Source organism: Rubellimicrobium mesophilum DSM 19309, from assembly GCF_000600335.2.
Taxonomy (GTDB): Bacteria; Pseudomonadota; Alphaproteobacteria; order Rhodobacterales; family Rhodobacteraceae; genus Rubellimicrobium; species Rubellimicrobium mesophilum.
The window spans coordinates 54,034-66,616 of sequence record NZ_KK088565.1; the positions used below are offsets into that span (position 1 = coordinate 54,034).

The window sequence follows — 12,583 nt, forward strand, 5'->3', positions numbered from 1 at the left end:
GAGAACCGGCCCCTTGGCTCAGTCCTAGCAGGTGGCAGGTCCGCTCCGGGTCAACATTCACATGCGTCACAAGAAATCCTACTGAGTTCGGCCTGAACAACCTGATCAGGCGGTTGCATAGCCCTGTCGGCGGTCCTGCATGGTCTCGACGAGGTTCAGGACCGCGGCGATGATCTGGGCAAGCCAAGCCCGGAGGTGGGCGAGGATCTTGCGAAGATTGTGGCCGCAGCCGCAGAGCACGGCGAAGAGGGCGTCGCCCAGGGTGCCCTTGAGGCCGCAGCAGGCGAGCCGGCCGTCGGTCTTCATGTGGCCGATCTCCGGCTCGATGGCACTGCGGCGTCGGAGCGCCTTCGCCAAGGCTGGCGTCAGACCGCGACGGGTGCCGCTGATCAGGACGCGGGTCGTCTCGACACCGTGGCCGCGATAGCCGCGATCGACCACGGCCAGGCGAGGGCGGCAGTCGGTGAGGATCTCGACCTGCTCCAGCGCCTCGGCCAGGGTGTGACCGTCGTAGGGGTTGCCCGGCAGTGACCGCATGCCGACAATAAACCCGCCGTTGAGGGTAGTGGCAACGCTGACCTTGCATCCGAACTCGTATCGCACACGCGCCTTGCCCTTGGAGATGCAATCCACCTCCGGCTCGTGCAGGGCGTAGATCTTGCCGCTGTCCATCGGCGTCTGGTGCAGCAGGCGCGAGACCAGCAGGAGCTTGTCGAGCACCCTCTCCCGCAGCGGCCCTGCGGGGATATCATCGAACTGCCGGCGTAGGTCCCGCAGCACGCGCCCGGTATAGCCCCTGAGCGTCCTCAGGGCCTTGCGCATCCGCTTGAACTGCTTGGCGTGGGCGTATCGGCCGACCTGAGCCGCCAGCCGGGGAGCGAGGCGGGCGTAGCTCTGCCGCAGCTCAATCCCGGCCGCCCGGGCCAGGTCCACCAGTTGCGCTCGCGCCCGCTCGTAAAGGCGGGAGTCGGTCGGGTGAGCGATGGCCTTCTCCATCACGGTGGTGTCGACGGCGACCTGCTCCAGGCTCCGGTCCTCGACGGCACCGGACTTGCGACCGGCCTCGATGGTCTTCGTGAGCAGCCACTCGACGCCCTCCTCGCCGATCCGCTTGCGCCAGCGGGTGAGCGAGGTCGGGTCAATGGGCGGGCGGTGCTGGAAGAACACCTCCCCGGTGAAGTGCTGGTAATACGGGTTCTCCACCCAGCGCGCGACCACCGCCTCGTCCGACAGCCGGAACGCGTGCTGGAGATAGAGCAGGCCTGCCACCAGCCGCGGCGAGGTCGCCGGCCTGCCGGTGGTGGACGGAAAGAACCCGGCCCACTCCCGCTCGAAGAACTCCCAGTCGATGAGGCTCGCTAGCTTCACCAGCTCATGGCGCAGGTCGATTAGGTCAACGAGCCGTGGGCGGAGAAGGTCGTCCTGCTCGGGAGGGCGCGGGCGGTGCTTCATCGAGGAGCCGAAATTGCAGGGTTCCAGGCCAGATCCTATGAAACCCTGCACGCCAAATCGACCGAAACCTCCGGTTTGCACCACAAGATTAATGACTTCGCTGTTGTTCAGACCGGACTACTGACAAAATGATTGCCGTCGGCAGAGCACTCCCCGGCACGCCGGTTCGCCCCGCTTGCGGGGGAACTCGCGCCACCAGCATCGGGCAAAACCGGAATGCTTCTTCAGGGCATAGGCGCTTTCCTTCTAGAGGTTTGCCTAGCCTTGCCCTGCTTCGGCTGCTCGCTGCCCCATCTCTCTCTTCGAAGGACGCCGGGTCTTCCTCGTTTCCCTGCCTCTAACTTCCTGTGCTGGATTCCGCTGTCTTCCTGAATCACATCCAATAAACTCCGAATTACAGGAGCTCTTTTTCCTGAAGTTCGGAATGCGAGGGTTCGCTCATCCGTGAGATGACAATGGCATCGAACGGAGGATGCCATGAGACAGAGCGCCCGTGACGTCATGAGCCAACACGCTACCCGACGGTGCCAGCAACGCGGGGTCCCGCACGAGGTAGTCGAACTCCTTTTGGACCACCACGATCTCGACCGGGAGGCCGGCTCGGGCTGCCGGATCCTGTGCATCAGCCGCCGGAGGGTACGGTCCGACGCAGCCATGCTCGAGCCGCAGCTTGCCCGTCGTCTCGAGAACCTCGCCGTGATCTGGAGCGACGACCGCGGCCAGATCGTCACTGTACTCCGCAACCACGGCACCTCGCGGCGCTACGCCGCCCGCGCTTAAGGAGAGCTCCTGATGACCAATGTTATCTCCATCGAGGATCGCCGGCCAAAGACAGAGGGCGTCGCGGACGCGCGGGCGGCCAAGATCCGTCGTGCAGCCCGCCTGCGCCGCGCTATCGAGATGGGGGCACCCTTCTCGGCCGAGGACCAGCTCCGCGTCGCCCAGAACCTCCATGCTATCCTTGAAGAACTGACGTCCGCCCGCCGGCTGAGCAAGCGTGACGTTCTGGAGTGCGCCGGCTTCCGGATCGACAGCACCACGGACTCGACCAAGAGGCTCGATACCTACACCTTCCCGCCCGACGGCACCGAGGAACGGCGCGGACGACTGGCGAAGAAGCCGAAGAAGTACCTCGACTTCGCGTTGGCGATCGCCGAGCTCGCGAAGGAAGATCCCGTCCAATGCCTCTGTCGGATCTTCGAGGGCGCGAGCCTGGGGACCAGCGACGAGGTGAACCTTGATCCGGAGGAGGAGAACTGGGCCCGGCTCGCCACGCTCCTGAGGCAGATGGCCTCCGCCGTCATCCACGAGGAGAACGTGGCCCGGTACTGGGTCGAGGTGGTGAAGCTCAACGGTCGGCACGACCACATCGCGGGAACCCTGACGCCGTCCCCCCATCCACTCGATTACCTCGGCTCCGAAGTGGGGCTGGCAGGTGCCTGCGGTTATCCTGGAGACATGGCACCCGTGCCGTCCGTCCTTCTGGCCGACCGGTCCCAGATGCCGCCTGTCACAGCGGCCTTGAACCTGAAGGATGGGCGAGCCCTGGAGGCGACCTTCGACCTTCGGCTCGAGATCCGGCTGGCTCTCGCTCCGGTGAACGACAGTCGCCGGCCAGGGCCCATGATTGAGTTCCGTAGCCGGCTCGACGCCTATACGGCCTCCGACGATCTGATCGTCTTCGACAACCGCTACTCGGATGGGACCGGCGGATCAGACACCATTCGAAGCGGCGTTCTGCAAGGTCAGGTGATCGAGTTCCGAGGTTTTCCTTACGTGGATCCGCCCGAGGCCGAGTTCCGGCAGGGCGTCGAGCACGCGTACTACGCCTGGGAGGAGATCAGCCCCGGCCTGCTGCGGCGGCTCTTCGAGGATCCCGAGCATCAGCTACGGGGAGAACAGCGAAGCTCTCGGCTGTTTCTTGACCTGCCCCCGAACCGCTTCCGGTCCGGCACCGCGGCAGCCTGTCTCTACGCGGACCTCCTGACCGGAACTCTCGAGGCAGATCTGAAGGCGGCTTGCCGCGAGGTGACCGGCAAGGTCGCTCAGCTTCGGGCCGAGACCGAGACCGCGGTCGCCCGGGCCGAAGCGGAAGCCGAGGCCCGCTGGCTCGGGCGCCAGCCCACCGACCCCCTCTCATGAATGTGGCCAACCCCATGACCTACGTCCCCACCCTGACCCATGCCACCGAGCGCGACGTCGACCTCCTCCTCGTGGAGGAGCTGGAAGCCTCGACCGACTTCCTCGTCTGGTTCACCGATGTTGCCGGGTGCTCGGCCACCGGCCTCCTCAGTGGTATGGTGCGCCACTCCACTCGGCGCATGCACAACCGGCGCGAGATCGACATCTCGGTCGAGATCGAGGCAGCGTCAGGACGCGTGCTCCTCCTAATCGAGAACAAGCTCGACACGGACGAGCAGCCCGATCAGGCCTCCTCTTACCGGGACGAGGCTCGAACGCGTGCCGGCGAGTACCACATCGTCCGAACGGTCCTCGTATGCCCGGACGACTATGCCGCCCAGCATCGCGCCTTCGTCCAGGCTTTCGATGCGTGGGTGAGCTATGAGCGCATCGCGGCCTTTCTGGCTGAGCGAGCTGATCGCACGACCGGCGAGATCGCCGCCCGTCTGCGCTACAGGGCGCGGCTGATGCGGCAGGCCATCGACAAGCAGCGCCGGGGCTACGCGCCGGTGATCCATCCCGCCAAGCAGGCTTTCTCGGCCCGCTACGTTGAGCTCTTGAAGGTGGAGGCCCCGAGCCTCGTCCCAGGGCCCAGCATGCTCAAGGACGGTCCTGCCGAGAGCAGGACGATGATCTTCGGCCCCGAGAGTCTCCCTGCCTGGCCCTTCCTGCCACAGACGCGCATCGTGCATCAGCTCCGGGCAGCCAACGCAAACGTCAACTTCTACACCTGGGGTGACCACTTCGCCGAGCTATCCAAGCATATGGAATCCGCGATCGTCGATAACGGCTTCCGGCTCGAGCCCACCGTGAACAGGCGCGCGGGCGGCCGTTCCGGGTTGATGGTCGTGGCGGACACACCGAAGGTCGATCTGCTCGCCGACTTCGACATCCAGATAGAAGCCATTCGAGCAGGCATCGCGGCAGCGCGCCGGTTGCAGGCATGGGTCCGGAGCCATCGCGCCGAGCTCCAGGACTGGTCGCAGGTGGTGTCCCGTCTCGAGGGTGGTCGGGCATGATTGAGACGGATCGTGAAGCTTGGCGTCGGCGCTTGGCGGCCGAGGAACAGCGGCTCAACCTCAGCCAGGGACTCAAGTTCGTCTACGGTCCGTGGTCGACCCTGGATACCGGCCACGTGGCCTTTCTGTCCTTAAAGCCCGGGACGGCCCCACCCGGGGCCGACCTGCGCGCCGTGTCGGACGAGCGGGGCAACTCCTACGAGGTCGAGCGCACGACGACTGGCTCCCCGATCACCGGGCAGTTCCTTGCCCTCACCGAGCTCCTCGGAGTGCGGCCACGTGAAGTCCTGACTGGAGTGGTCACGCCATTCCGAGCGGTCGCCTGGGGAAACCTGACGGTCCGACAAAAGGATGGCGCGCTGGCCTTAGGCCGGGAGTTCTGGGCAGGCCCGCTCGCCCGGCCGGACCTGCGCCTCATCGTGGCCGTCTCGCAGGAGGCCGCCGATCTGATCATCACCCTGACCGGCGCCACGGCCGAGAGCGAGATTTCCGCGGGGTGGGGCCACCTGTGCCTCCGTCGCTATCGGACTTGCGACGGCCGAGCGATCGTCCACCTGCCGCATCTGTCGCGCTTCCGCCTCCTGAGCCGGGCTGCCTCGCGGGACGCGCTGGCATTGGCGTTCGGGGAAGCTGCGGCCGAGGCGCCGCCGGCGGTTCCATCCACGGGAACGTCACCTCGCCTCGACCTGATCTCGGCGCTGGATTCCGCCGACGCCCTGGCGAGCCTGCCGCTTGAGGCGCGAAGGGTCTTCGACACACTTTTCGGAAGTCCGGACTACGCCGTTGGTGTACTGACTCAGCAGGTGGTGGTCCACTTCCGAGGGCAGAAGGTGGGCGGCCTCAACCGGCGCCTGATGGAGTGGTACGTCTCGAAACTTTTCGTCGCTGCCCACGGTGGTCCGGCTCCGCTAGAGCGACGCGGGTTCCAGGTCAGGGACGTGGCAAAGGGGCACCGCTACTGGGCCCGGAAGGGGGCAGGTTCGGCCTCTGCCTTCGTGGCCGCAGTCGAGGAGATGTCAGGCGTGAAGCTCTGACCGATTGGCACGCTTCACACCGTGTAACGTAATCCATCAGAGCCGATCTGGACGGCAATCAAGACTTCGCACCAACATCGATGATGGAGCATGGAGGCTCAGCCGGGATGTGTCGGTGCCGAAGATCCTTGGACCCAAGTCGGCCCGTAGGTCGCACCGGTCGCGCGCGGCATCTTGCTCCGTCCCAGGCCACTCAGTCAGATGACCTCGGCAGAGGTCGTGGACCTGAGGCGCGAACAGGATGGTGGAGGTTTCATGGTGATGCGGTCAGCGTTGTTCGTCGATTTCGACAACGTCCTTCTTGGTCTTCAGCCGACCTCAAAGGTTGGCGCGCAGCGCTTTGCCACCAGCCCTGAAACTTGGCTTCCCTGGTTCGAGGCCGCCGGCCATGTCGATGATGAGGCGCGCGACGAGAGACGCATCCTCTTGCGGCGGGTCTACATGAACCCTGACCGCTTCGGCACCTACCGCAAGTACTTCACCTACTGCGGCTTGGAGACCATCGACTGTCCTTCGCTCACCGGGATGGGCAAGAACTCGGCCGACATCCGGATGGTTCTCGACATCGTCGATGCCCTCGACCACCCAACCCGTTTCGATGAGTTCATCATCCTCTCAGCGGATGCCGACTTCACCCCCGTCCTGCAGAAGCTCCGGGCGCACGATCGCGAGACGGCGGTGCTCTCCACCCCATTGACCGCGCGCCCGCTCAAGAGCGCGGCCACCTACGCCTTCGAGGTCGACGACTTCCTGGAGAATGCGCTTGGTGTCTCGACGGACACGAAGTTCGACGAGACCAGTGTCGCCAAGGTCTTGCCCCTCCCCCTGGCTCCGCCGCCTCCGAATTCTGTTCCACTCCGCCGCGCGGCCGAGATCCTCGAGGCTCATGTGCGCAAGCAGGGGTGGACGCCCACGAGCGAGGTCGCTCGGATCCTTCTGGCCGAGCAGCCGGAGTTCGCGGACAGCCAGTGGCTGGGCCAGGGTAAGCTGAATGCCATGCTTTCTGCCGCTCTTCAGGCACGTCCGGGCTCCTACGCGCGGAAGCTGCGTGATGGGGTCCATGGAATCGGTGTTGCGCCCGCAGACGAGGTGGTGGCACCGGGAGCCATCCCGCCGGACAGCGCCGACCTCCCGGCCGCCATCCTTGAGGCCCCAACGCGGGCCAAGTTCTCGACTTCATCGAGCAGGAGCTCGCTCGATCGGACAAACCTCTGCTCGGATCGGCTCTGGGGACCAAGCTTACCAAGGAGCATGGCCAGATCCTCCGCACGACGAACTGGTTCGGCGCGGGCAGCCTCGCGCGCCTCATCCATCGGGCTCAGCGCCCGGGCCTCATGTCGGCGGGCTTCTTCGTCTGGGATCCCCGCCGGCACACGGCACCCGATCCGGCGCAGCGGGAGACGGATGCCACCGGTCTTTTCACCGAACTCGCCCGCTTCCTGCGACAACTCGATGCTGTGGGGTGGCCGCCCCTCACCCCCGATCAGATCACCTGTGTGATCTCGGAAGCCGTCCGGCTCATCCAGGAAGGCGTGACGGAACAGAACCCCCTCAGCGCCCAGATCAGGGACCGTCTCCACACGGCCGTCGATCAAGGGCGGCTGCCTGAGGACGACCGACTTCCACGCCGGCACATCGGGGCGTTGCTGGCCAGCGCTTGGCGTCAGGGCGCCGTCTTTGGTGAGACCTGCGTCACGGAAGCAGACTTCCGGAAGATACTCCGAGCTGCGCTCGAAGACCGCGTCCGGAATGCGCTCGGTGGCCCCATGGAGGTCTATGCCCCCTTGATCGCGCAGCTCCTGCGAGTTCCTCCCGATCATCAGGGCGCTGGAACGGAGGAGGGGCTGCCGACCGAACCAGCGAGCCTGAGAGTTCTTGGGGACGCCGGAAAGAACCTGAGCTCCCTGTTGGTCGACGAACACTGAGCGGCTTGGGCGAGCTAAGACTCTAGACGAAGGAGGGCCATGCTTCAGCATGGCCCTTGGTCGTTCAGGCAGCGGGCGCCAGCAGCCGGTACTGAACGAGAGTTGGTATCGCCTGCTCCAGGGCGACCGCCCGGACCATCTCATGGCCAAAGCTCACAACGGCTCGGCAAAGGTCCTGACCTCCGAGGATCACCGTTGTGACCAAGCGGCTTGGGTCGAAGACCGAGCGAGCGTGCTTGCTGGACCATGATCAGAAATCCGCTGCCCAGGCTCGACCGGGGCCATTCCACAGGCGCTGAGGGCCTCAGACAGCTGGCGGCCCACTTCAATGCGCGTGACACGCAAACACCAAGACGAATCAGGTCATGGGAAGTCAGAGGTGTGCGACAAGCCGAAATGTCCTTCTGAATGTCCTGAGCTTCGCGTCGAGAACGCCAAAGGCGCCGAATTTGGAAGGTTTGGCGGGTCTCGAAGGACAGAAAATGACATCTGTTCACATGAGGTTTTGTCGCTCTTTATGGTGCCGACAGGACGAGGATGAGACCGATGGCATTCAAAGCCGAACTTCTACGCACGAAACTGAAGGAGGCGGGCAAGAGCCGGAGCTTCCTTGCGCGACAGACCGGGAAGACGGAACGCACGGTGAGCCGGTGGCTCAATGGGGGCAACCCGCCCAAGAGCAAGGACCTGCCACGGATCGCAGAGGTTCTCGGCTGCAAGCCTCAGGACTTCGACCCCAGCTTCGCGGAGGATGGTCAGGACGGGATCAGCATCGGGGCTCGTGTATCAGTCGCCTCTCACAACGCCTACGAGATCCTGAGCCTGAGTTACGGCGTCACCCAGAGGCAGATCATGGAGTTGGCACCGGTCCTATTCTCCATCGTAGCCGCCCATGCCCTGCGGGTCCCGGATGAGGATCTCGCGGCGTTTCATGCCACCGAAGACCTGGGCCTCTACGTCCAGCGCCATGGCAGTGTGCGAGAAGCACAGGGCTTCATGCGAGATCAGCTCGCCGCAAAGGAGCGGAAGTGCTTCGGCCTGCCGCCGGCGAACATCGAGGAGGAGGAGACGCGAAATCTCTTCCACCTAGCCGTCGCGAGGCTCTGCCGAACGATCGAGGCTAACGTCAGTGTTCAGCACATGGTCAGGCCGGACCCGGGAGAGAGCCCCTCCGCCGCCGGTTTCATCCCGGACGTGCCTATGCTCCAGGCGCTCACGGGTGGTGACGACAGGCTGATCGAAGCCATCACGAAGGGCCAGATCCGCTTCGCCAAGTGCTGGGCCGAGTTCGAGAAGGATGGCGTCAGGACCGTCGAGGCGATGGTCGCGATCCTGCGCCGGGAGCTTGAGCAGACCGACAGCGCGCGAAGGAAGGCGCTGGCCAAGAGACGCACAGAAAGCTTGGCGAAGCTCGATGCCTGGCGCGCGTTCTATGAGGAGCGCCACCCCGATCTGGCTCGCGAATACGACGAGATTGTTGCGAACTATTGCCACCCGGACGGCTGGTATCCGGATTGGTACGGCGCCGAGTTGAAGGAGGTGCTCAACGCCAACCCGTACGACGAAGAACGCCACATCAACGACGAGACCCTGCCCGGATACAAGCAGAAGGCCGCGGAATCCGAAAACGGCGCCCGCGTCTTCTTCCTGCCCTTTACCGATCCGATCTATCAGCGCTTCGAGACGCTGAAGTTTCACCGCGCCGGCAGCAAGGATCAGTTCCGGGAGCAGGCCCGATGAACGCGCTCCCGTTGCCGGAACCTTCTCGCTCAGCCGCCATGCCAGCACCCGCATGGCGCAGCGTGGCATCCAAGTCGAGATCTTGGACATGCTCCTCCTGCACGGCGACCCCTTGAAGACGATCGGCGGATGCGAGCGCTACTGCCTCCTCGACAGGACCGCCAAGCAGCTGAGAGCTGCCGGTGTGGATGACGAGATCCTCGCGGCCGCCACAAAGCTCTGTGCGATCGTGAGCGCCGAGGGCACCGTGGTGACCTGCTACCACGGAGCCGCGGAGACGCGCCGGCGGGCGCGCCACAGTCCTCAGGTCTCGATCCGAGATCACTGAGCGAAAGGCTCGCTTCGAGCGAGCCTGGATCCAGACGCCGTCCCCGAAACATCCCGAACAGAGAGCCGGAGAGCAGGTTCCTGACGGGCCGTGCATTTAAGGTACTAAGCCATGAAGATCTACGAGTCCAGCAAGTTTCACTTCGCTAGGACGCAGTACAGGGCCGAGGTCGGAGGCTTCACGGTCCTTCGCCTGACCTACGGCCGAGACGGTGGCGCCATCAAGACGGCCACCGCGAGGGATGACAGCGGAAAGCCCGTATATCCCGATCAGAAGAGCTTGATCCTCGCGATGAAGACGACTCTCGAGAAGGTCGGCGGCTTGGGCTCCGCCATGGTGCTCCGGGTGGACAGCTCGAACCGGGTCTTCGGGGAGTTCACTGGTACGGGCCGGCAGGAGGACTTTCTTTGCTTCCTCGGTTGGCTGGCTACTGAGATCGGCATCATGCTCGAGCTCGATGTAAAGCAGGCCGCCTGAGGCATCCCTCAACAGACGCAACTGAGGTCCGTGAAACTCAACGGACAAGCTGGCGGGACGTGGGTCCGGCGCCTCACAGGCGACCTCCTTCCGTCCTTACGTCCGCAGAAAGGGGTTGCCTCGCCGCGAGGTCCACCTTCGAGTGGCGGCACAAGGGCGTGGGGTTGAGCGGTGCGGCAGGAGCGTGGCGAGAGGGACCGAAGGTCAGACGAGGCCGCTGCTGACGCCGCCCTGCTCGCGGAGCTTGGTAAGGCCTGGCACATCCCACTCGAGCCCAACCTCTGCGTGGTCGGCCGACTGCGCACGCGCTTGCGCGCGCGACGCCTCGACGAGCCGCGCGGCGGGGCCGCGGGAGGGCCTGCGACCGTCACCTTCCTCGAGGACCTCGTGCATCCCGACACCGGGCAGCCCCTCCTCTACCCGCCGCCGGCTACCCGCGGCTCCGCCGCCTTCGTGCCCGAGCCCGAGGCCCGCCGCGTCGACGCGCTGCCCGGAGGTTCGGGCGACGGGGCCTGGATGATGGCCGCGCTCGACCCCTCACCCGCCGCCGAGCGCGAGAAGCACGCCAATCCCTACCTCTGCATGGTCCGCCCGGGGAGCCTGCGCCGCCTCGCGGCCGTGCCCGACGAGTGGAACCTCCGCGTCACCGGCGTGACTGGCGCGCGCCTCGTGGCCGAGGGCGCGCGCGAGGCCGTCGAGGCGCGGCTCGCCGAGGAAACGGGGCGCAGCCGGGCGGGGCTTGAGGCCGCCAGGCGCGCGCTCGCGGATACCGAGCGCGAGCGTGCGGCCGTTGTCCGCACCGCCGAGGAGGCGCAGGCGCGGCTTGAGGCAGGCGAGCGGCGGCTCGTCGCCGTCGAGGCGGAGATCGAGAGGAGCAGGGCCGACATGGACGACCGAAGACGCCGGCTGGCCAGCTTCATGCGCGAGCGGGGGCAGCGGCTCCTCGCACTCGACCTCATCGACGAGGACCAGCTCCGCGCGCTCGGGGCCGACGAGGCGCCGCCGGACGACCGCCCCGGCGCGAGCCTTACCGACGCGCTCGGCGGCGACTTCGGGCGGGTCGCGGGTTTCGTGCAGGCCTTCGCGCGGCGGCGTGACATGCTTTACGGCCAGGCGCAGCTGCGCGATGTGCTCGCCTGCCTGCGCACGCACGACCTCGTCGTGCTCGCGGGCGACCCCGGGGCGGGCAAGTCGAGCCTTGTGCGCCATCTCGCCGCCGCCATCGGCGCGTCGTTGCGCCGTCGTCCCGGTCAAGCCCAACTGGACTGGCCCCGAGGATCTTCTCGGCTTTTACAACCCCATCGAGGGTCGCTACCATTCGACCCCCTTTCTCGAGGCGCTGCTCGCGGCCGCGCGCGAACCCGACGTGCCTTTCCTCCTTTGCCTCGACGAGATGAACCTCGCCCGCGTTGAGCACTACCTCGCCGACTTCCTGAGCCTCCTCGAGGACCGCCGCGCCCCGCCTGCGATCCGCCTCCAGGCCGAAGATGGCCAGCGCGACGCGGTCGCCGACCAGCGCCTGTTCCTCGCCCTCGAGGCCGAGGCGCGGCGCCTCGCAGGGCTACCCGATAACGCCACGCTCGCCGACATCCTGCTCGATCGCGGCGCGAACGACGCGCTTCACCGCCTCACAGGTCTCGCGGGGGCCGACACGGTGCTGACGCAGCACGCGCGGTTGCGACGAGCCTTGAGCAGCGCCGCCGCTGTGCCGCCGTCGCTGCCCTTCCCGACCAATCTGCGCCTCGTCGGCACGATCAACGTGGACGATACCACGCACGCGCTGTCGCCCAAGATCCTGGATCGCGCGCACGTTCTGCGCGTGCCAAACCCCGTCCTCGCCGACTGGGCAGGCCTCGACGCCGAGGCCGCGACCTGGGTGGCGGACGGCGGGCCCGACGGGGTCGAACCGCTGCGGCTTACGGCCTCCGACCTTGGCGAGCGTGGCGAGTACCCGCCCCTCGACCGCGACAACGCGGACGTCGCACGACTCCTTGCGCTCGCCCGCGACCGGCTCGAGCCCCTGGGTGTCGAGTTCGGCCTGCGAGCAGTGCGTCAGGGGGCGCACTACCTGCGCCAGGCCGCGGTGGCGGGGATTGGGCCACTCGCCGCAATGAACAACGTCGCGCTCCACAAAGTGCTGCCGAAGCTTACGCTCGACCTCGAGGGCGCGAACGGGCCCGCGCGGCGCGCGGGCCTGCGCGCACTGCGCGACGACTTTGCGGAGATGCTCGACGACTCGACCCCGCCGAGGTGCCTGAGGACGCGGTTGCCGCGCTCGACCGCATGATCGCGGCTGCCGACGCCAACAACGGGTGCGTCAGCTACTGGGCGCGGGCGTGAGCCACGGCATCGAGGCGCGCCACCTGAGCATCGTCTGGGCGGGCCCCCGCCGCGCCGCCCGCGTCGAGGCGGGCGCGCCCCCCCCCC

12 protein-coding genes are annotated in these 12,583 nt (G+C 66.4%); 11 read left to right on the plus strand and 1 reads right to left on the minus strand.

From position 1 onward, the window contains the following. Nucleotides 1-105: 105 nt before the first annotated feature. Nucleotides 106-1,452, minus strand: coding sequence for an IS5 family transposase (locus RUMESO_RS09295; protein ID WP_037279827.1), 1,347 nt, complete (start codon nt 1,450-1,452; stop codon nt 106-108). Nucleotides 1,453-2,106: 654 nt separating this feature from the next. On the opposite strand from RUMESO_RS09295, the gene RUMESO_RS27785 reads away from it, so the two are divergent. From RUMESO_RS27785 to RUMESO_RS09350, 11 genes are all read left to right on the plus strand, one after another. Continuing rightward, nucleotides 2,107-2,232: a hypothetical protein gene (locus RUMESO_RS27785; protein WP_281177550.1), complete on the plus strand. Its 126-nt coding sequence runs from the start codon at nt 2,107-2,109 to the stop codon at nt 2,230-2,232. A gap of 12 nt (nt 2,233-2,244) precedes the next feature. Next, entirely contained in the window at nt 2,245-3,594 is a 1,350-nt protein-coding gene (locus RUMESO_RS09305; protein ID WP_037279829.1) for a hypothetical protein, read from the plus strand. A gap of 14 nt (nt 3,595-3,608) precedes the next feature. Further along, complete coding sequence (locus tag RUMESO_RS09310) at nt 3,609-4,652, plus strand: PD-(D/E)XK nuclease family protein (protein ID WP_169791151.1); 1,044 nt, start codon at nt 3,609-3,611, stop codon at nt 4,650-4,652. Next, a complete protein-coding gene (locus RUMESO_RS09315) occupies nt 4,649-5,686 on the plus strand; it encodes a hypothetical protein (protein WP_156362826.1) in 1,038 nt (345 codons plus the stop codon). Before RUMESO_RS09310 ends, RUMESO_RS09315 begins: the two co-directional genes overlap by 4 nt. Before the next feature lie 219 nt (nt 5,687-5,905). Continuing rightward, nucleotides 5,906-7,186, plus strand: coding sequence for an NYN domain-containing protein (locus RUMESO_RS09320; RefSeq protein WP_169791152.1), 1,281 nt, complete (start codon nt 5,906-5,908; stop codon nt 7,184-7,186). Then, nucleotides 7,183-7,611 carry a hypothetical protein gene (locus RUMESO_RS09325; protein WP_037279834.1) on the plus strand — a complete coding sequence of 143 codons (429 nt, stop codon included), beginning with the start codon at nt 7,183-7,185 and terminating at the stop codon, nt 7,609-7,611. The genes RUMESO_RS09320 and RUMESO_RS09325 overlap by 4 nt, the downstream gene beginning before the upstream one ends. Before the next feature lie 546 nt (nt 7,612-8,157). Further along, the gene (locus RUMESO_RS09330; protein WP_037279835.1) at nt 8,158-9,351 is read left to right on the plus strand and encodes a helix-turn-helix domain-containing protein; all 1,194 of its coding nucleotides are present in this window, start codon (nt 8,158-8,160) and stop codon (nt 9,349-9,351) included. Nucleotides 9,352-9,439: 88 nt separating this feature from the next. Then, nucleotides 9,440-9,679 (plus strand): hypothetical protein, encoded by a 240-nt coding sequence (locus tag RUMESO_RS09335; RefSeq protein ID WP_245639212.1) that lies wholly within the window; start codon nt 9,440-9,442, stop codon nt 9,677-9,679. Between the two features lie 111 nt (nt 9,680-9,790). After that, nucleotides 9,791-10,156 carry a hypothetical protein gene (locus tag RUMESO_RS09340; protein WP_037279839.1) on the plus strand — a complete coding sequence of 122 codons (366 nt, stop codon included), beginning with the start codon at nt 9,791-9,793 and terminating at the stop codon, nt 10,154-10,156. Nucleotides 10,157-10,327: 171 nt separating this feature from the next. Next, nucleotides 10,328-11,569, plus strand: coding sequence for a hypothetical protein (locus RUMESO_RS09345; RefSeq protein WP_037279841.1), 1,242 nt, complete (start codon nt 10,328-10,330; stop codon nt 11,567-11,569). Next, entirely contained in the window at nt 11,550-12,443 is an 894-nt protein-coding gene (locus RUMESO_RS09350; protein WP_037279842.1) for a hypothetical protein, read from the plus strand. Before RUMESO_RS09345 ends, RUMESO_RS09350 begins: the two co-directional genes overlap by 20 nt. Nucleotides 12,444-12,583 lie beyond the last annotated feature (140 nt).